This window comes from Kitasatospora sp. NPDC057940, assembly GCF_042887425.1.
Taxonomy (GTDB): domain Bacteria; phylum Actinomycetota; class Actinomycetes; order Streptomycetales; family Streptomycetaceae; genus Kitasatospora.
The window spans coordinates 81817-98855 of sequence record NZ_JBHVPH010000010.1; the positions used below are offsets into that span (position 1 = coordinate 81817).

At 73.2% G+C, this 17039-nt stretch carries 16 protein-coding genes; 12 read left to right on the plus strand and 4 right to left on the minus strand.

Annotation, left to right across the window (positions count from 1 at the left end; all coding sequences use genetic code 11):
* The first annotated feature begins 68 nt into the window (after positions 1–68).
* From ACFVTF_RS17965 to ACFVTF_RS17975, 3 genes are all read left to right on the plus strand, one after another.
* Entirely contained in the window at positions 69–1820 is a 1752-nt protein-coding gene (locus ACFVTF_RS17965) for an ABC transporter substrate-binding protein (protein ID WP_371520946.1), read from the plus strand.
* A gap of 145 nt (positions 1821–1965) precedes the next feature.
* On the plus strand, positions 1966–2958 hold the full coding sequence (locus tag ACFVTF_RS17970; protein WP_063350084.1) for an ABC transporter permease: 993 nt from the start codon (positions 1966–1968) through the stop codon (positions 2956–2958).
* 118 nt (positions 2959–3076) lie between these two features.
* Complete coding sequence (locus tag ACFVTF_RS17975) at positions 3077–4717, plus strand: dipeptide ABC transporter ATP-binding protein (protein WP_387814492.1); 1641 nt, start codon at positions 3077–3079, stop codon at positions 4715–4717.
* On the opposite strand, the gene ACFVTF_RS17980 is transcribed toward ACFVTF_RS17975, so the two are convergent.
* The gene (locus tag ACFVTF_RS17980; protein ID WP_387814494.1) at positions 4714–5382 is read right to left on the minus strand and encodes a GNAT family N-acetyltransferase; all 669 of its coding nucleotides are present in this window, start codon (positions 5380–5382) and stop codon (positions 4714–4716) included. The genes ACFVTF_RS17975 and ACFVTF_RS17980 overlap by 4 nt on opposite strands.
* Positions 5383–5423: 41 nt before the next feature.
* Here ACFVTF_RS17980 and ACFVTF_RS17985 point away from each other — a divergent pair, with 41 nt between their 5' ends.
* Both ACFVTF_RS17985 and ACFVTF_RS17990 read left to right on the plus strand, forming a co-directional pair.
* Complete coding sequence (locus ACFVTF_RS17985; RefSeq protein ID WP_387814496.1) at positions 5424–5855, plus strand: cytidine deaminase family protein; 432 nt, start codon at positions 5424–5426, stop codon at positions 5853–5855.
* A 118-nt stretch (positions 5856–5973) separates the two neighbouring features.
* Positions 5974–6537: an EF-hand domain-containing protein gene (locus ACFVTF_RS17990; RefSeq protein WP_371520933.1), complete on the plus strand. Its 564-nt coding sequence runs from the start codon at positions 5974–5976 to the stop codon at positions 6535–6537.
* Positions 6538–6591: 54 nt separating this feature from the next.
* On the opposite strand, the gene ACFVTF_RS17995 is transcribed toward ACFVTF_RS17990, so the two are convergent.
* Positions 6592–7167 (minus strand): TetR/AcrR family transcriptional regulator, encoded by a 576-nt coding sequence (locus ACFVTF_RS17995; protein WP_387814498.1) that lies wholly within the window; start codon positions 7165–7167, stop codon positions 6592–6594.
* Between the two features lie 149 nt (positions 7168–7316).
* Between ACFVTF_RS17995 and ACFVTF_RS18000 the strand changes: the two genes are divergently transcribed.
* From ACFVTF_RS18000 to ACFVTF_RS18025, 6 genes are all read left to right on the plus strand, one after another.
* Complete coding sequence (locus ACFVTF_RS18000) at positions 7317–7910, plus strand: dihydrofolate reductase family protein (protein WP_387814500.1); 594 nt, start codon at positions 7317–7319, stop codon at positions 7908–7910.
* A 124-nt stretch (positions 7911–8034) separates the two neighbouring features.
* Positions 8035–8454 (plus strand): gamma-glutamylcyclotransferase family protein, encoded by a 420-nt coding sequence (locus ACFVTF_RS18005; protein WP_387814502.1) that lies wholly within the window; start codon positions 8035–8037, stop codon positions 8452–8454.
* Positions 8455–8557: 103 nt separating this feature from the next.
* The gene (gene cbiE / locus ACFVTF_RS18010) at positions 8558–9796 is read left to right on the plus strand and encodes a precorrin-6y C5,15-methyltransferase (decarboxylating) subunit CbiE (protein WP_387814504.1); all 1239 of its coding nucleotides are present in this window, start codon (positions 8558–8560) and stop codon (positions 9794–9796) included.
* Positions 9793–10554, plus strand: a complete 762-nt coding sequence (gene cobM, locus ACFVTF_RS18015) for a precorrin-4 C(11)-methyltransferase (protein WP_387814506.1) — start codon at positions 9793–9795, stop codon at positions 10552–10554. Before cbiE ends, cobM begins: the two co-directional genes overlap by 4 nt.
* Positions 10555–10559: 5 nt before the next feature.
* A complete protein-coding gene (locus tag ACFVTF_RS18020; protein ID WP_387814508.1) occupies positions 10560–11303 on the plus strand; it encodes a cobalt-precorrin-6A reductase in 744 nt (247 codons plus the stop codon).
* A gap of 118 nt (positions 11304–11421) precedes the next feature.
* On the plus strand, positions 11422–11925 hold the full coding sequence (locus ACFVTF_RS18025; RefSeq protein ID WP_387814510.1) for a DinB family protein: 504 nt from the start codon (positions 11422–11424) through the stop codon (positions 11923–11925).
* 71 nt (positions 11926–11996) lie between these two features.
* Here ACFVTF_RS18025 and ACFVTF_RS18030 read toward each other — a convergent pair whose 3' ends face one another.
* Together ACFVTF_RS18030 and ACFVTF_RS18035 are read right to left on the minus strand one after the other, a co-directional pair.
* Positions 11997–13526, minus strand: coding sequence for a UDP-N-acetylglucosamine 1-carboxyvinyltransferase (locus tag ACFVTF_RS18030; protein ID WP_350875492.1), 1530 nt, complete (start codon positions 13524–13526; stop codon positions 11997–11999).
* Positions 13527–13704: 178 nt separating this feature from the next.
* Positions 13705–14925, minus strand: a complete 1221-nt coding sequence (locus ACFVTF_RS18035) for a cobalt-precorrin-5B (C(1))-methyltransferase (RefSeq protein ID WP_387814513.1) — start codon at positions 14923–14925, stop codon at positions 13705–13707.
* Positions 14926–15221: 296 nt separating this feature from the next.
* Between ACFVTF_RS18035 and ACFVTF_RS18040 the strand changes: the two genes are divergently transcribed.
* Positions 15222–16961, plus strand: coding sequence for a TIGR03767 family metallophosphoesterase (locus ACFVTF_RS18040; RefSeq protein ID WP_387814515.1), 1740 nt, complete (start codon positions 15222–15224; stop codon positions 16959–16961).
* Positions 16962–17039 lie beyond the last annotated feature (78 nt).

Below are 17039 nucleotides of genomic sequence, written 5' to 3' on the forward strand. Positions count from 1 at the left end.
CACTCCTCCGTCCATCACCCCGAGCCCGCCCCGACCGCCCCGACTCCCGGGGCAAGGAGAGATTCGCCATGCGCTGGACCAGACCGTCCCTCGCCGTCGTCGCCACCGCCCTGCTGGCGACCGCCTGCTCGGCCGGCGCGGGCACCGGCCCGGCGCCCGCCGGGGCGGCCGCCAAGGAGACGTCCCCGCTGACCGCCGCGCTCGGCGGCGAGAAGGAGAGCGCGGGCCCGGCCCCCGCCGTCGCCGGCGCCCGCGTGGGCGGCACCGTGAACGTGTACAACAGCGTCGAGTTCCGCCACCTCGACCCGCAGAAGGTCTACGCGGGCGCGACGTACAACGCCTCGCTGCTCTGGGGCCGCCAGCTGACGCAGTACCAGGTAGTCGACGGCAAGGCCAAGCTGGTCGGCGACCTGGCGACCGACACCGGCACCTCCGGCGACGGCGGGCGCACCTGGACGTACAGGCTCAAGGACGGCGTGGCCTGGGAGGACGGCAAGCCGATCACCGCCCAGGACGTCAAGTACGGCATCGAGCGCAGCTTCGGCAAGGGCTACGAGGTCGGCCCGCCGTACTGGCCGCAGTGGCTCACCGGCGAGGCCAGCTACGAGGCGGCGCGCGCCAAGTACTCCGGCCCGCAGGACGGCGACCTGGCCGCGATCGAGACGCCCGACGAGCACACCATCGTCTTCCACTTCCCGCAGCCGCAGGCCGACGTCCCGTACATGGCCGCGCAGTCCTCGTCCTCGCCGGTGCGCCGGGACAAGGACACCGGGACGGACTACGACCGGCAGCCGTTCGCCACCGGCCCCTACCGGATCGTCGAGCACGTCCAGAACACCCGCATGGTGCTGGAGCGCAACCCCGCCTGGAAGGCCGAGACCGACCCGATCCGCAGCCAGTACCCGGACAAGTTCGTCTTCACGTTCGGCAAGGAGGCGCTCAACATCAACCAGGAGATCCTGTCCGGGCGCGACGGCGGCGCCAGCGCCACCACCGCCTCCGACGTGCTCTCCCCCGAGCTGTACCAGACCGCCGACACCGACCCGAAGGCCAAGGACCTGGTCGTCTCCGGACGCCAGGGCGCCTTCGTCACCCAGCTGGTGATCAACAACGAGCGGGTGCCGGACGTCGAGGTCCGCAAGGCCCTGCACCTCGGCTACCCCCGCCAGCAGGCCCGCCAGGTCCAGGGCGGCTCCCGGATCGGCGAACTCGCCACCACGCTCAGCTCGCCGGCGCTGATCGACTGGGAGAAGTACGACCTCTACCCGGTCAAGCCCGAAGGCGACCCCGAGGCCGCCAAGGCCGCGCTCGCCAAGGCCAAGCAGGCGCCGACGAGCCTGACCTACGGGTACAAGAACACCCCGGACGGGCAGCGCACCGCGCAGGTGCTGGTGGACGGCTTCGCCAAGTCGGGCATCACCATCGTGCCCAAGCCGATCGACCCCAAGGCGTTCCTGGACGAGGTGCACCGCGCCGACTCCCCGTACGACCTGTTCGAGGAGACCTCCTCCGTCGACTGGCCGACCCCGTCCACGCTGATCCCGTTCTCCTTCGACGGCCGCGCCGGCAGCGACCTCAACTCCGCGCGCTACCGCAACCCGGCGGTGGACAAGGAGATCGACCGGATCAACCAGATCGGCGAGCCGCGCGCCAAGGCCAAGGAGCTGTACGCGCTGGAGAAGACCGTGATGCAGGACGTCCCGGTGCTGCCGTTCGTCTACGCGAACGTCAACCAGGTGCGCGGCTCCAACGTCGGCGGGGCGTTCATCCACCCCATCTACGGCACCGTCAGCCTGGCCTGGCTGTACCTGAAGTCCTGACCGCCGTACCCGCCCCCGCGCCGGTCGGTGCGGGGGCGGGCCCCTGAACTCCCCGCGTGCTCCGCGTAGTCCTGCTGCACGTAGTCCTGCCCCGCGTAGTTCTGCCCCGCGTACGCCTCCTTGTCCCGTCGACCCCGGACCGGCCATGCTCTCCTTCGCCCTGCGGCGGACCCTCCAGGCCCTCGCCGTCCTGGTCGCGGTCTCCGCCGCCGCCTTCGCCCTCTTCTACGCCGCGCCCGCCGACCCGGCCCGCGCCGCCTGCGGCCCGCGCTGCGACAGCGGCCAAGTCGCGGCGGTGCGCCAGAGCATGGGCCTGGACCAGCCGCTGCTCACCCAGTACACCGACTACCTCACCGGGGTCGTCGCCGGGCGCGACATCAGCGACGTGGACGGCTCGGTCATCCACTGCGACGCCCCCTGCCTCGGCTACTCCTACCGGCTGCACCAGCCCGTCACCGAGGCCCTGGCCGACCACCTGCCGGTCACCTTCTCGCTCACCGCCGGCGCCCTCGCCGTCCTGCTGGTGCTCGGCCTCGGCACCGGGTTCGTCTCCGCGCTACGGCACGGCGGCCGCACCGACCGGTTGCTCTCCGGCTTCACCCTCGTCGGCGCCAGCGTGCAGATCTACTTCCTCGGATACGTCGCCCAGTGGGCACTGGTCTACTCCACCGGCCTGCTGCCGCTGCCCTCCTACACCCCGCCGACCGAGGACCTCGCGGCCTGGGCGGGCGGGCTGCTGCTCCCCTGGCTCGTCCTCGGCTTCGTCAACTCCGCCGTGTTCGCCCGGCTTTCCCGCTCCCAGCTGCTGGAGACGATGAACGAGGAGTACGTCCGCACCGCGCGCGGCAAGGGCCTCGGCCGGCTGCGCGCCCACCTCAAGTACACCTCGCGCGGCGCCGCCGGGCCGCTGGTGCAACTGCTCGGCCTGGAGGCCGGGGTGCTGCTCGGCGGGGCGGTCATCACCGAGACGGTGTTCGGACTGAACGGGGTCGGGCGGTTCGCCGCCCAGGCGGTGTCCGGGCAGGACCTGCCCGCAGTGGTCGGCGCGGTGCTGCTGGCCGCCTGCTTCGTGGTGCTGTTCGTCGCGCTGGCCGACCTGGTGGTGGCCTGGCTCGACCCGCGAATCCGCCTGAGCTGACTGGAGCCGTTCGATGACGTCCACTGTTGAATCCGTGTCCGGGGCCGTCGCCGGGGCCGCGCCCGGAGCCGCGTCGGAGGCCGCGCCTGGGACTGCTGCCGCGCCTGGCGCAGAGCCCGTGCTGAGCGTTCGCGATCTGACCGTCACCTTCGCCGACCCGCGCGGCGGCGCTCCCGTGACCGCCGTCCGGGGGCTCTCCTTCGACCTCGCCGCCGGTGAAGTCCTCGGCCTGGTCGGCGAGTCGGGCTCCGGCAAGTCGGCCACCGGCCTCGCCGTCCTCGGCCTGCACGACCCGCGCACCACCACCGTCACCGGCTCGATCCGGCTGGGCGGGCAGGAGTTGGTGGGCGCGACCGAGTCCGCGCTGCGCCCGGTCCGGGGCGGCCGGGCCGCGCTGGTCTTCCAGGACGCGCTCACCTCGCTCAGCCCCTTCCACGGCGTCGGCGCCCAACTCGCCGAGATGTACCGGCTGCACCACCCCGGCGCCGGCCGCACCGAGGCCCGCCGACGGGCCGCCGAAATGCTCGACCGGGTCGGCATACCGGCCGCCCGGGTGCGCGACTTCCCGCACCAGTTCTCCGGCGGGATGCGCCAGCGGGTGATGATCGCCATGGCGCTGATGAACGACCCTCAGGTGCTGATCGCCGACGAGCCCACCACCGCCCTGGACTCCCGGGTGCAGCGGCAAGTCCTCGACCTGCTCGGTGAGTTGCAGCGCGAGCACGGCACGGCGGTGCTGCTGGTCAGCCACGACCTCGGCGTGGTCGCCGGGACGACGGACCGCACGCTCGTGCTGCGCGGCGGCGTCGAGGTGGAGTCCGCGCCGACCGCCGAGCTGCTGGCCGCGCCGCGCGAGCCGTACACCCGCGCACTGGTCGGGGCGGCGCTCACCCTGGACTCCGTACCCGGCTCACCGCTGCCGACAGTTGACGATCCGTCACCAACCGCCGAATTCGCGCCCCGGACGGTCGGGCACCCCGAGCGCTGGCTCGTCGAGGTGGCGGACCTCGCCGTCCACTTCCCCGGGCGGCGCCGCCTCCCCAGCCTGCGCGCCGAGCCCGTCCGGGCGGTGGAGGGCGTGGGACTGCGGATCGCCCCCGGCGAGACGCTCGGACTGGTCGGCGAGTCCGGCTCCGGCAAGTCCACCACCGCCCGCGTCCTGGCCGGCCTCCAACAGCCCACCTCGGGAACGGTGTTGTACGACGGCCAGGACGTCACCCGCCCGGGCCGGGAGCTGCGGCGCCGGCTCAGCCGGGAGATCCAGCTGGTCTTCCAGGACCCTTACGCCTCCCTCAACCCGCGCCGCACCGTCGCCCAGACCCTCGACACCCCGCTGCGCCTGCACACCTCGCTCGACGCGGCGCAGCGGCGGGAGCGCTCGGCCGAACTGCTGGACCAGGTCGGGCTGCCCGCCGCCCACCTGGACCGCTACCCGCACGAGTTCTCCGGCGGACAGCGCCAGCGGATCGGCATCGCGCGGGCCCTCGCCCCGCAGCCGCGCCTGATCATCGCGGACGAACCGGTGTCGGCCCTCGACGTCTCGGTCCAGGCGCAGGTGCTCAACCTGCTGATGGAGCTGCGCGAACGCCTCGGCGTCGCCTTCCTGTTCGTCTCGCACGACCTCGCCGTGGTGCGGCACTTCTGCGACCGGGTGGCCGTGATGCACCGGGGCCGGCTGGTCGAGTCCACCGACCGCGACCGCCTGTTCAGCGCGCCGCACACCGAGTACACCCGGGAGCTGCTGGCGGCGGTGCACTAGCGCTGGGGCCGGTCCTCGCGGGGGTCGGCGGCCGCGACGGGACTGGCCGTGGCCGTGCGGTCGGGCGTGGCCTCGCGGGGGTCGGTGGTCTCGCGGGGGTCGGTGGTCTCGCGGGGGTCGGTGGGGAGGAGCGCGTAGAGGTGCATGTCGCGGCGCTCGTCGCCGACGGTGCGGTGGCTGCGCAGCAGGCCCTCGTGCCGGAAGCCGGTCCGCTCGGCGGTCCGGAGGGACGCGGTGTTCCAGGGTTCGATGTACAGCTCCAGCCGGGCGAGGCCGAGGTCGTCCAGCGCCCAGGCCGCGACCGTCCGCAGCGCGTGCCCGGCCACCGCGCGGCCGCGCGCCGAGAGGGCCGTCCAGTAACCGATGGAGGCCCGGCCGTCGGCCTGCGGGAACAGCCCGACGAAGCCGACCGCCCGGTCGTCGGGCCGCGACGCCACCGTGAAGGAGTAACCGGTGCCGTCCGCCGCCCTCGCCCACTGCCGTTCGACGAACGCCCGGTCGGCCTCGTCGTCGTACCCGGCGGAGGCGGGCGGGACGGTGGTGACCAGCGGGATGTACGGGTCGGTGCCCGCCTCCCGGACCACGGCGAGGTCGGTGAGGCGCCAGGGGCGGAGGAGGAAGGGGCCGGCGTAAAGCGTTGGCACGATCAGGGGCAGTCGGTCCATGCTCGAAGCCTGTCATGTGCGATCAAGGAGCCCCAGCGAATATGTCCGCCAGCGATCAATCCGACTCCGCAGGAGACCGCGCAGCCGTCGACCACGAGCTCGTCGAGGCCGCCCGGGCGGTGGCCCGGCGCTACTGCCGGGGAGACAACCACACCGTCGCGGCCGCCGGACGCAACGCCGACGGGCGGATCGTCACGGCCGTGAACGCCTACCACTTCACCGGCGGCCCGTGCGCGGAGCTCGTCCTGATCGGCGCGGCCGCCGGCCAGGGCGCGTACGACCTCACCACGATCGTCGCGGTCGGCGACCAGGACCGGGGCGTCGTGCCGCCGTGCGGCCGCTGCCGGCAGGTGCTGCTCGACTACTTCCCGACGGTCGAGGTCATCGTCAAGCGGGGGACGGAGCTGCTCGCCCTGCCCATCCTCAGCCTGCTCCCCGAGGCGTACGTCTGGGCCGATCACCAGGACGGCTAGCGGCCCTGCCTTCGAGTCGCCCGCGTGGACGTTCGCCCGTCGTTCTGCTGCGCGAGCGCGACTGAAGGCACTAGCGTGCTGGCGACGTGTCGTAGTGATCGCCAACCGAGGGGGCACATTGTCGGACGACCTGCTCACAGCAAAGATCAACCACGGGTTCGACCACCTCGACGCCGACGGCGACGGGCTCCTCACCGAACGGGACCACGTCCTCATGGGCATCGCCGTCGCCCGCTCGCTCGGCCACCAGGAGGGCTCGGAGGCCGAGGCCGTCATCGTCCGCGCGTACCTGACGGTCTGGCACGACCTGCACCTCGCCCACCTGCCCGCCGGCACCGAGGCGATCACCCGCGAACAGTTCGTCCGCTCGACCGGCGCCCTCGCCGACGACCCCGAGGGCGCGCGGACCAGCTTCGGCGCACTCGCCGACGCCTTCCTCGCCGTCGCCGACACCGACCGCAGCGGAACGGTCGACGCCGGCGAGTTCTTCGTCTTCCAGCGCGGCCACTTCGCCGACCTCTCCCGCGACGACGCCGACGAGGCCTTCCGCCACCTCGACCGCGACGGCGACGGCACCCTCTCCGCAGCCGAGTTCACCGGCGCGATCATCGAGTTCTGGACCAGCCGCGACCCCGACGCCCCCGGCAACTGGTGGACGGGCAAGCCCCCGCACACCTTCTGACACCCCCTCCGGCACAGCCGCCCTCCCGCCCGCCGGAACGCGAGGCCGGCGGGGTCAGGTGGCGGGGACGATGCGCTCGACGATGGTGTCGATCAGGGCGGGCAGGGTGTCGGTGCCCAACACCTCGGGCAGGGTGAGGTGTTCGACGATCAGGCCGGTCATCGCGAGGTAGAGGACGAGGACGGTCTCGCGGTCGCCGGGCAGCCCTCCGTCGAGGTGGTAGGCGACGTTGGCCTCCAGCTGTTCGCGGATGGTGCCGGTGAGCTGGGCCCGCAGGCCGGGGCGGCGGGTGGCCTCCAGGCGCAGTTCGAGCATCGCGAGGTAGCCGGCCCGGTCAGCGGAGATGCGGCGGATCAGGTCGTGCATCAGGGCGGTGACCAGGGCGCGGTCACGCGGGGCCCGCAGCAGGTCGGCGATGACGGCCGGGTCCGGGGTGAGCCGGTGGTGGATGTGCCGGGCGGTCTGGTGGAGCAGGTGGTCGCGGTTGGCGAAGTAGTTGGAGGCCGTGCCGTTGGGGACGCCGGCCTGCACGTCGACCGCGCGGAAGGTGAGGCCGCGGGCGCCGTCGCGGGCGAGGACCTCGATGGCGGCGTCGGCGAGGGCGGTGCGGCGGGCGGGGTTCTGGACCATGGGCCGATTCTCTCTCGCGGGGTTTCCGGAGGTCGGGGCGCCCGGGCCTGAAACGCCTTGGCAACCACTATGACTGGAGTACTATAGTCGGAGTGGTTAGGCGACGGGCCGCACGGCCCGCGCCGCTTCCCGACCCCCAAAGGACCTGCATGCGCAAGCTCAGCTACTTCATCGGCGCCACCATCGACGGCTTCATCGCCGGCCCGGACGACAGCTTCGACTTCTTCGCGCCGTTCCTCACCGAGGACTACACCTCGACGCTCTTCGCCGAGTACCCGGAGACCATCCCCACCCCCGGCCGCGCGGCGTTCGGCATCGCGGAGGCGCCCAACAAGCGCTTCGACACCGTCGTCATGGGCCGTGGCACCTACGCACCGGGGCTGGCCGTGGGCCTCACCAGCCCCTACGCCCACCTGCGGCAGATCGTGGTCTCCCGCACCCTCGGTGCCGGCCCGGACCCGGCGGTGGAGGTCACCGCCGAGGACCCGGTGGCCCTGGTCCGCCGACTGAAGCAGCAGGACGGGCTCGACATCTGGCTCTGCGGCGGCGCCGACCTGGCCGGCCAGCTGCTGCCCGAGATCGACGAGTTGATCATCAAGCAGTACCCGGTGGTGGTCGGATCGGGCATCCCGCTGTTCCGCGCGGAGTTCGAGCCCCGCGCCTTCACGCTCACCGACAGCCGCGTCTTCGAGCGCGGCAACGTCGTCCTCACCTACGCGCGGACCGCCCCGGACGCCGTCTGACACCCACCACCCGGCGGACGCGCGGGGTGCGGCGGGGCGCGCGGGGCACGGGGCGCGGGGCGCTATCGCGGCGCGGGCGCGAGGACGTACCGTGGGCGCTCCCCCGAGCCGAGAGGTCGAACCCGTGTCCGAGGAGGCCCTGCCGTTCTTCGTCTACGGCACCCTGCGCAGCGGCGGCCGCAACCACGCCGCCCACCTGGCCGGACGCTGCGCCGACGTCCGCCCGGCCGTGCTGGACGGCGCCACGCTGCACGACGGCCCCGGGTACCCGTACGCGGTGCCGGACGCGTCGCCCGGACGCCGGATCGTGGGCGAGCTGATCACCGTACGGCCCGGCGCGTACGCCGGAGCGCTCGCGGCGCTGGACCGGCTGGAGGACTGCCGGGCGGACGGAACCGGCCTGTACGTACGGCGGCGGCTGCCGGTGCGGACGGCGGCGGGCGAGCTGCGGGAGGCCTGGGTGTACTTCGCCGGGCCCGCCATCGAGAGCCGGCTGCGGGAGCGGCCCGCGGTGATCGACTCCGGGGACTGGACGGACCGGTAGCGGGGGACGGGCGGGAGACGACCGGCCGGATACCGCCAGGTAGGCTGCCCCGACAGTCATTTTCCCTACTCACGGCGCCCGCCGAACGACAAGGAGCCACCCGGTGCCCGAGCTGCCATCCCCGATCACCGTCGTCGGGATCGGGGCCGACGGCTGGCCCGGCCTCTCCACCGCCGGCCGGACCGCCCTGCGGGCAGCCGAGGTGGTCGTCGGCGGCCCCCGGCAGTTGGACCTCCTCCCCCGCGACGAGGTCGCCGCCGAGCGCGTCCCGTGGCCGTCCCCCCTGCGCCCGGCCGTCCCCGGGCTGTTCGCCGCGCACGCGGACCGCCGGGTCGCCGTCCTGGCCAGCGGCGACCCGATGTTCTACGGCATCGGCCGCACCCTCGCCGAGACGGTCGGCGCCGGGCGGCTGCGCGTCCTGCCGCACCCCTCCTCCGTCTCCCACGCCTGCGCCCGACTCGGCTGGCCGCTGGAGTCCACCGAGGTGGTCAGCCTGGTCGGCCGCCCGCTGGACACCCTCGCCCTGGCCGTGAACCCCGGCCGCCGCCTGCTCGTTCTGAGCGCCGACGCCGCCACCCCGGCCGCCGTCGCCGCGCTGCTCACCGCGCGCGGCTACGGCGCCGCCCGCCTGCGGGTGCTCGAACAGCTCGGCGGCCCGGCCGAACGACAGCTCGACGGCACCGCCGACGGCTGGCCGCACCCGCCCGGCGACCCGCTGAACATCATCGCGGTCGACCTCGGCGACGGCCCCCGCAGCTCGCTCGTCCCCGGCCTGCCCGACGCCGCCTACGAGAGCGACGGCCAGCTCACCAAGCGGCACGTGCGCGCCGCCACCCTCGCCGCCCTCGCCCCCTCCCCCGGCGAACTGCTCTGGGACGTCGGCGGCGGCTCCGGCTCGATCGCCGTCGAGTGGCTGCGCGCGCACCGCGACTGCCAGGCCGTCAGCATCGAACGCGACCCGGTGCGGGCTGAGCGGATCGCCCGCAACGCCGCCGCCCTGGGCGTGCCACGACTGCGCGTGGTGACCGGCCCGGCCCCCGCCGCGCTCGCCGAACTCCCCACCCCCGACGCCGTGTTCATCGGCGGCGGCCTCACCGCGACCGGCCTGCTGGACAGTTGCTGGGCCGCCCTGCGACCGGGCGGCCGACTGGTCGCCAACACCGTGACGCTGGAATCCGAGGCGCTGCTCACCGAGTGGTACCGGCGCCACGGCGGGGAGCTCGTCAAACTCGCCGTCGCGCACGCCGTCCCGGTGGGCGGCTTCACCGGGTGGCGGCAGGCCATGCCGGTCACCCAGTGGTCCGCCGTCAAGCCCAACACCCCTCAGGAGAACGCGTCGTGACCGTCCACTTCATCGGAGCCGGCCCCGGCGCCGCCGACCTGATCACCCTGCGCGGCCAGCGCCTCCTGGCCCGCGCCGAGGTCTGCCTCTACGCCGGCAGCCTGGTGCCGCGCGAACTGCTCGACGAATGCCCGCCCGGCGCCCGCCTCGTCGACACCGCGCAGCTCAACCTGGACCAGATCATCGCCGAGCTGGTCCGCGCGCACCAGGCCGGACAGGACGTGGCCCGGCTGCACTCCGGCGACCCGTCCGTCTTCTCCGCCGTCGCCGAGCAGATGCGCCGCCTCGACGCGGCCGGCGTGCCGTACGAGATCGTCCCCGGCGTGCCCGCCTTCGCCGCCGCAGCGGCCGCGCTCAAGCGGGAGTTGACCGTCCCGACCGTCGGCCAGACCGTCATCCTCACCCGGATCGCCAAGCGCGCCACCCCGATGCCCGAGGGCGAGGACCTGGCCACCCTCGGCCGCAGCGGCGCCCTGCTGGTGCTGCACCTGGCCGCCGGATACGTGGACGACGTCGTCGAGCAGCTGCTCCCGCACTACGGCGCCGACTGCCCGGCCGCCGTCGTCGCGATGGCCAGCCGGCCGGACGAGCTGGTGCTGCGCGGCACCCTCGCCGACATCGCCGGGCAGGTCAAGGCCTCGGGCGTGGTGCGCACCGCCGTCATCCTGGTCGGGCGGACGCTGGCCGCCGAGCAGTTCCGCGACAGCCACCTCTACTCGGCGGAGCGCGAACGCCCGCACGAGCCCTGCGGGGCGTGAACCCCATGAGCCGGCACGTCCTGGTCCTCGGCGGGACGACGGAGGGGCGGGCGCTGGCCTCCGCGCTCGTCGAGCTGCCGTCCCTGCGGGTCACCAGTTCGCTGGCCGGCCGGGTCGCCCAACCCCGGCTGCCCGCCGGAGCGGTGAGGATCGGCGGCTTCGGCGGCCCGGAGGGGCTGGCCGACTGGCTGCGCGGCGAGCGGGTCGACGCGGTCGTCGACGCCACCCACCCGTTCGCCGCCGGGATGTCCCGCAACGCCGCCCTCGCGGCGGCGGCCACCGGCGTACCGCTGCTGGTGCTGCGCCGCCCCGGCTTCGCGCCGGTCGCCGGGGACCGCTGGCTCCCCGTCCCCTCGCTCGCCGCCGCGGCCGAGCTGCTGCCGCGGCGCGGGGAGCGGGTCTTCCTCACCACCGGACGGCAGGGCATCGCCGCGTTCGCCCACCTCGACGGGGTCCACTTCCTCGCCCGGTCGGTCGACCCGCCCGAGCCCCCGCTGCCGCCGTCCTTCGAAGTCCTGCTGGACCGGGGGCCGTTCACGCTCGACGGCGAACGGGCGCTCCTGCGCGAGCGGGGCATCGACCTCGTGGTCACCAAGGACAGCGGCGGCGCCGCGACCGCGCCCAAACTCACCGCCGCACGCGAACTCCGGCTGCCCGTGGTCATCGTGCAGCGTCCACCGGTCCCGGACGGCGTACCGGTGGCCCCGGACGTACCGGGCGCGGTGCGGTGGTTGCAGCACCTGCGCTAGGACGGCGGGTCGGGTCGGCCGAACCGGCCGACCCGACCAGGCTGACCAGGCCGACCAGGCTGACCGGGCCGCGAGAAATTACCGGGCGGGTTCGGCGCCGCACCGGCAGGATGGGCCGATGGCAGACGATCACCGCACCACGACCCTGCGCACGGCCGACGAACGGGCCACCCTGGCCAGCTTCCTGGACCACCAGCGCGACACGCTCGCGTTGAAGTGCGCCGACCTCACCCCCGAACAGCTCCGCACCCGGGCCCTCGAACCCTCCGGCCTCTCCCTGCTCGGGCTGGTCCGCCACCTCGCCGAGGTGGAGCGCAGCTGGTTCCGCAACGTCCTCGACGACGAGGACCGGCCCGGCTTCTGGAAGAACCCCGACGGCTCCTTCGCCGAGTTCGACGCCGACACCGCCGACCCGGACGAGGCCTTCGCGATCTGGCGCCGCGAGTGCGACCACGCCCGGCAACTCGTCGCGGACGCCGAGTCGTTGGACGTCCTGGGGCACTACGGCGAGGAGGTCTTCTCGCTGCGCTGGATCCTCACCCACATGATCGAGGAGTACGCCCGCCACAACGGCCACGCCGACCTCCTGCGCGAACACCTCGACGGCACCACCGGCGAGTAGCCGAAATGGCCGACCGGCCCCAACACGTGGGGCCGGTCGGCCATCTGACCGTCGTTCAGATCCGGATCGGATCAGATGTCGCGGAAGGTCTCGATCTGCGCGCCGATGGAGTTGAGGCGTTCGGCGAGGTCCTCGTAGCCGCGGTTGATGACGTAGACGTTGCGCAGGACGGAGGTGCCCTGGGCGGCGAGCATCGCGAGGAGGATGACGACCGCGGGGCGCAGGGCCGGCGGGCACATCATCTCGGCGGCACGCCAGCGGGTGGGGCCCTGGACCAGGACGCGGTGCGGGTCGAGGAGCTTGACGTCGGCGCCGAGGCGCGTCAGCTCGGTGAGGTAGATCGCACGGTTGTCGTAGACCCAGTCGTGGATCATCGTGGTGCCGTGGGCGGCCGCGGCGATGGCCGCGAAGAACGGCACGTTGTCGATGTTGATGCCGGGGAACGGCATCGGGTGGATGGTGTCGATCGGCGCGGTCAGCTTGGACGGGCGCACGGTGAGGTCGACCAGGCGGGTGTGGCCGTTGTGGGCCCGGTACTCGGGGGTCCGGTCGTAGTCGAGGCCCATCCCCTCCAGCACCGCGAGTTCGATCTCCAGGAACTCGATCGGCACCCGGCGGATCGTCAGCTCGGAGGAGGTGACGACGGCGGCGGCGAGCAGGCTCATCGCCTCCACCGGGTCCTCGGCCGGGGTGTAGTCGACGTCGCAGGTGATCTCCGGGACGCCGTGGACGGTGAGGGTGGTGGTGCCGACGCCCTCGATCCGCACGCCCAGCTTCTCCAGGAAGAAGCACAGGTCCTGGACCATGTAGTTGGGCGAGGCGTTGCGGATGACGCTGACGCCGTCGTGCCGGGCGGCGGCCAGCAGGGCGTTCTCGGTGACGGTGTCCCCGCGCTCGGTCAGCACGATCGGACGGTCCAGCGGGGTGCCCGGCTCGACCGAGGCGTGGTAGGCGCCGCCGGTGGTGGCGACCTCCAGCCCGAAGCGGCGCAGCGCGGTCAGGTGCGGCTCGACGGTGCGGGTGCCGAGGTCGCAGCCGCCCGCGTACGGGATGGCGAAGCGGCTGGCGCGGTGCATCAGCGGACCGAGGAACATCAGCACGCTGCGGGTGCGGCGGGCCGCCTCGACGTCCATCGCCGCGAGGTCGAGCTCGGCGGGCGGGGTGAGTTCGAGGTCGCGGCCGTCGTTGGTCCAGCGGCTCTTGACGCCGATGCTGGTGAGCACCTCGAGGATGCGGTAGACCTCTTCGATCCGGGCGACGCTGCGCAGCGTGGTGCGTCCGGTGGTCAGCAGCGAGGCGCAGAGGATCGCGACGCAGGCGTTCTTGCTGCTGCGGACGTCGATGGCGCCGGAGAGTCGGGTGCCGCCGGCGACCCGCAGGTGCATCGGGCCGGAGTAGCCGAGGGAGACGATCTCGCTGTCGAGGGCTTCGCCGATGCGCGCGATCATCTCAAGGCTGACGTTCTGCTTGCCCTGCTCGATGCGGTTGACCGCACTCTGGCTGGTGCCGAGGGCCTCGCCGAGCTGCGCCTGGGACCAGCCGCGGTGCTGGCGGGCGGTACGGATGAGGGTGCCGATACGGGTGAGGTAGTCGCCTGTCACTCGCCAGACCATATCTCATGGTTGAGATGACGACAGAGCCGGGGGTGGGTATGACACTCCTTTTGTCCGTTTCTCGCCCCGCATGAACGTCAGATCTTCACATCACCAGGCGGTATTGCCGCGATTCTGTGAGAGCGTCACGGCCCGAACGTCACGGCCCGAACGCCACGCCCGAACGTCACGGCCCGAGCGGCTCCGCCCGGCCGACGACGGTGCCCGCGCGGTCGATGCAGATGACGTCCACCGCCACCGGCGAGCCGACCAGCACGCCGAGCGCCGTCGCCCGCGCCGCCTCGGCGACCAGATCGCCCAGCGGCACCCCGGCCCCCCGGCACAACTGCACCGCCTCCAGCCCGGTGTTGGCGGCGGCCACCGCCTCGGCCAACACCCCGTCGGCCCCGCCGCGCCGCGCCAGTTCGGCCAGGTACCCCTTGTCCACCTGGGAGCGCGCCGAGTGCAGGTCGAGGTGGCCGGCGGCGAGCTTGGACAGCTTGGCGAAGCCGCCCGCGATCGTCAGCCGGGGCACCGGGTGGCGCTTGAGGTACTTGAGGACGGCGCCCGCGAAGTCGCCCATGTCGAGCAGCGCGTCCTCGGGCAGTCCGTGCACGGCGACGGCGACCTTCTCGGAGGTCGAGCCGGTACAGCCGGCCACGTGGGTGCGGCCCGCCGCCCGGGCCACGTCCACGCCGCGGCGGATGGAGTCGATCCAGGCGGAGCAGGAGTAGGGGACGACGATGCCGGTGGTGCCGAGGATGGACAGGCCCCCGAGGATGCCCAGCCGTGGATTCCAGGTGGAACGGGCGATCTCCTCGCCGTGGTCCACGGAGATCTCGACCACCACGTCCCCGCTGCCGCCGTGCGCGGCGGCCACCTCCGCCACGGCGTCACGGATCATCTGCCGGGGCACCGGGTTGATCGCGGGCTCGCCGACGGGCAGCGGCAGGCCCGCCTTGGTGACCGTCCCCACCCCCGGGCCGGCCCGGAACACCACTCCGGCGCCGGGCTCGCCGGCCCGCACCGTCGAGCGGATCAGCGCGCCGTGGGTGACGTCGGGATCGTCGCCGGCGTCCTTGACCACGGCGGCCATCGCGCTCGCCGGCCCGGGCGGGGCGCCGGCTCGGCCCCCGGCCGCGGCGGCGAGGGTCTCGGCGGCGAGGGTCTCGGCGGTCAGTTCATCGGCCGCGAGGGCGAAGGCCGGCTGCTGGCCCTTGGGGAGAGTGATGGTCACCGGGTCCGGGAACTCGCCGGTGAGCAGCGCGGTGTACGCAGCCTTGGTGGCGGCGGTGGCGCAGGCGCCCGTGGTCCAGCCGTGCCGCAGGCCGCTGCTCTTCAGCTGGCCGGCCCGGCCCCCGGCCTCGGCTCCCGCTTCGGCTCCCGCTTCGGCTCCCGCTATGGCCACCTGCGTCTCGCTTCCGGCTCCGTCGAGGTGCGGCCGCACCGACCGTCGGTACCGATTTTCCCCCATTCGCCTGGCCGCGCCCCGACCGGGGGCGGTGAGCGGGGCCCCGTGACCCGGTGTCCGAGTCCGGGAGCGGCCGCTGCCCCGCGTTCCCGAAGAGTTCTCCGCACGGGCCTCGCACCTCGTGCCTACCAGTGAGTAATCTGGCGGTCCGCCAGAGGCGGGTTCATGACACGGGGTCCGGTGTCCGGGTTGTCCGGCCGGGCCATCAGCATGTGGGGGTTTTTGTGGCAGGGATGAGTCGGCGTACGTTCCTCACCGGTACGTCGGTGGCCGCCGCCTGGTCGGCCTTGTCGCTGGGCGGCGGGCAGTTCGCCTCGGCGGCGGAGCGCGAGCGCGCACTGGCGGCCACCGCCGCGCGGGCGGTCAGGACGACCGGCACCACGCTCGACCAGGTGGCCACGCCCGTCGGCACCGGCGGGTACAAGCGGCTGACGGCCGGACCGGGCTGGCCGCTGGTGGTGCGCGGCGACCTGGCGGCGCCGGGCACCGGGCGGGACGACCGGCGGACCGGGCTGGCCAGCTTCGTCCAGTTCAGCGACCTGCACCTGGTGGACACCGAGTCCCCGGTGCGCTTCGAGTACCTGGCCCGGTTCAACGGCAGCGCGTACCGGCCGCAGGAGGCCCTGAACGCCCGCGGCGTCTCGGCCCTCGTCGAGCGGGTCAACGCGCTCGACGGCGGCCCCTACACCGGGATGCCGTTCAGCATGGTGATGGCCACCGGCGACAACACCGACAACCACGAGCAGGCCGAACTCGACTGGTACCTCACCGTCATGGGCGGCGGCCGACTCGCCCAGAACACCGGTGACCCGAACCGCTACGAAGGCGTGCAGAACTCGGGCAACGCCGCCTACTGGAACCCCGAACTCGCCTACAACGACGGCTACAAGGCGAAGGGCTTCCCGCAGATACCGGGCTTCCTCGACGCCGCCGGCCGGCCGTTCGACGCGCCGGGCCTGCGTACGCCCTGGTACACGACGGTCGGCAACCACGACGACAGTCTTGAGGGTTCGCTGCCGGACCTCGGGCTGCTGAACGACCTCTACACCGGCCAGTACAAGCTGGAGGGCTGCGACGACGCGGACGCGGCCCAGCTGATGGACTCGCTGCGCCGCGACCCGGCCGGCGCCGCGCTCCTGCTCGCGAAGCTGCTCGCGAGCGGCGACGCGGTGCGCCGGATCACCCCGGACGAGCGCCGCCGGCCGTTCACGCTCAAGGAGTTCGCCAAGGCCCACCTGAACCCGGCGCACACCGGCGCCGGCCCGTACGGGCACGGTTTCACCTCGGACATGGTGAGCAGCGGCAAGCTCTACTACACCTTCCGCATCTCGGAGAAGGTGGTCGGCATCAGCCTGGACACCACCAACCAGGCCGGATTCGCGGACGGTTCGCTGGGCACCGCGCAACTGCGCTGGCTGGAGCAGCAGTTGAAGGCGCACAGCGGCCACTGGTACGACACCGACGGACGCAAGGTGACGGGCGGCAGCACGGACGAGGTGATCCTCCTGTTCAGCCACCACACGAGCACCACCATGGGCAACCTGCTGCCCGACCCGCGCAACATCTTCGAGAAGCGGCACGACGGCAACGAGCTGGTGGCGCTGCTGCAGCGCTACCCGAACGTGATCGCGTGGGTGAACGGGCACACCCACATGAACAAGGTCACGGCGCACGGCCACGCGGTGCCGGAGCGGGCGTTCTGGGAGATCAACACCGCCTCGCACATCGACTACCCGCAGCACGGGCGCATCATCGAGATCGCGGACAACGGGGACGGCACGCTCTCCCTGTTCACGACGCTGATCGAGTCCTCCGCGCCGTACGGCACGGACTTCGGCAGCACCTCGGACGCCAACCTCGCCGCGCTGTACCGCGAGCTGTCGTACAACGACCCGAACGGCCGACCGGCGGCGCTGCTGGGCGCGGGCGAGGACCACAACACGGAGCTGGTGATCACCAAGCCGACCCGGTGACGGAGGCGGCGGCGAACAAGTGACAGAAAACAGATGACAGCCAACAGATGATGAAATCTGTCAGCTGTCATCTGTCAC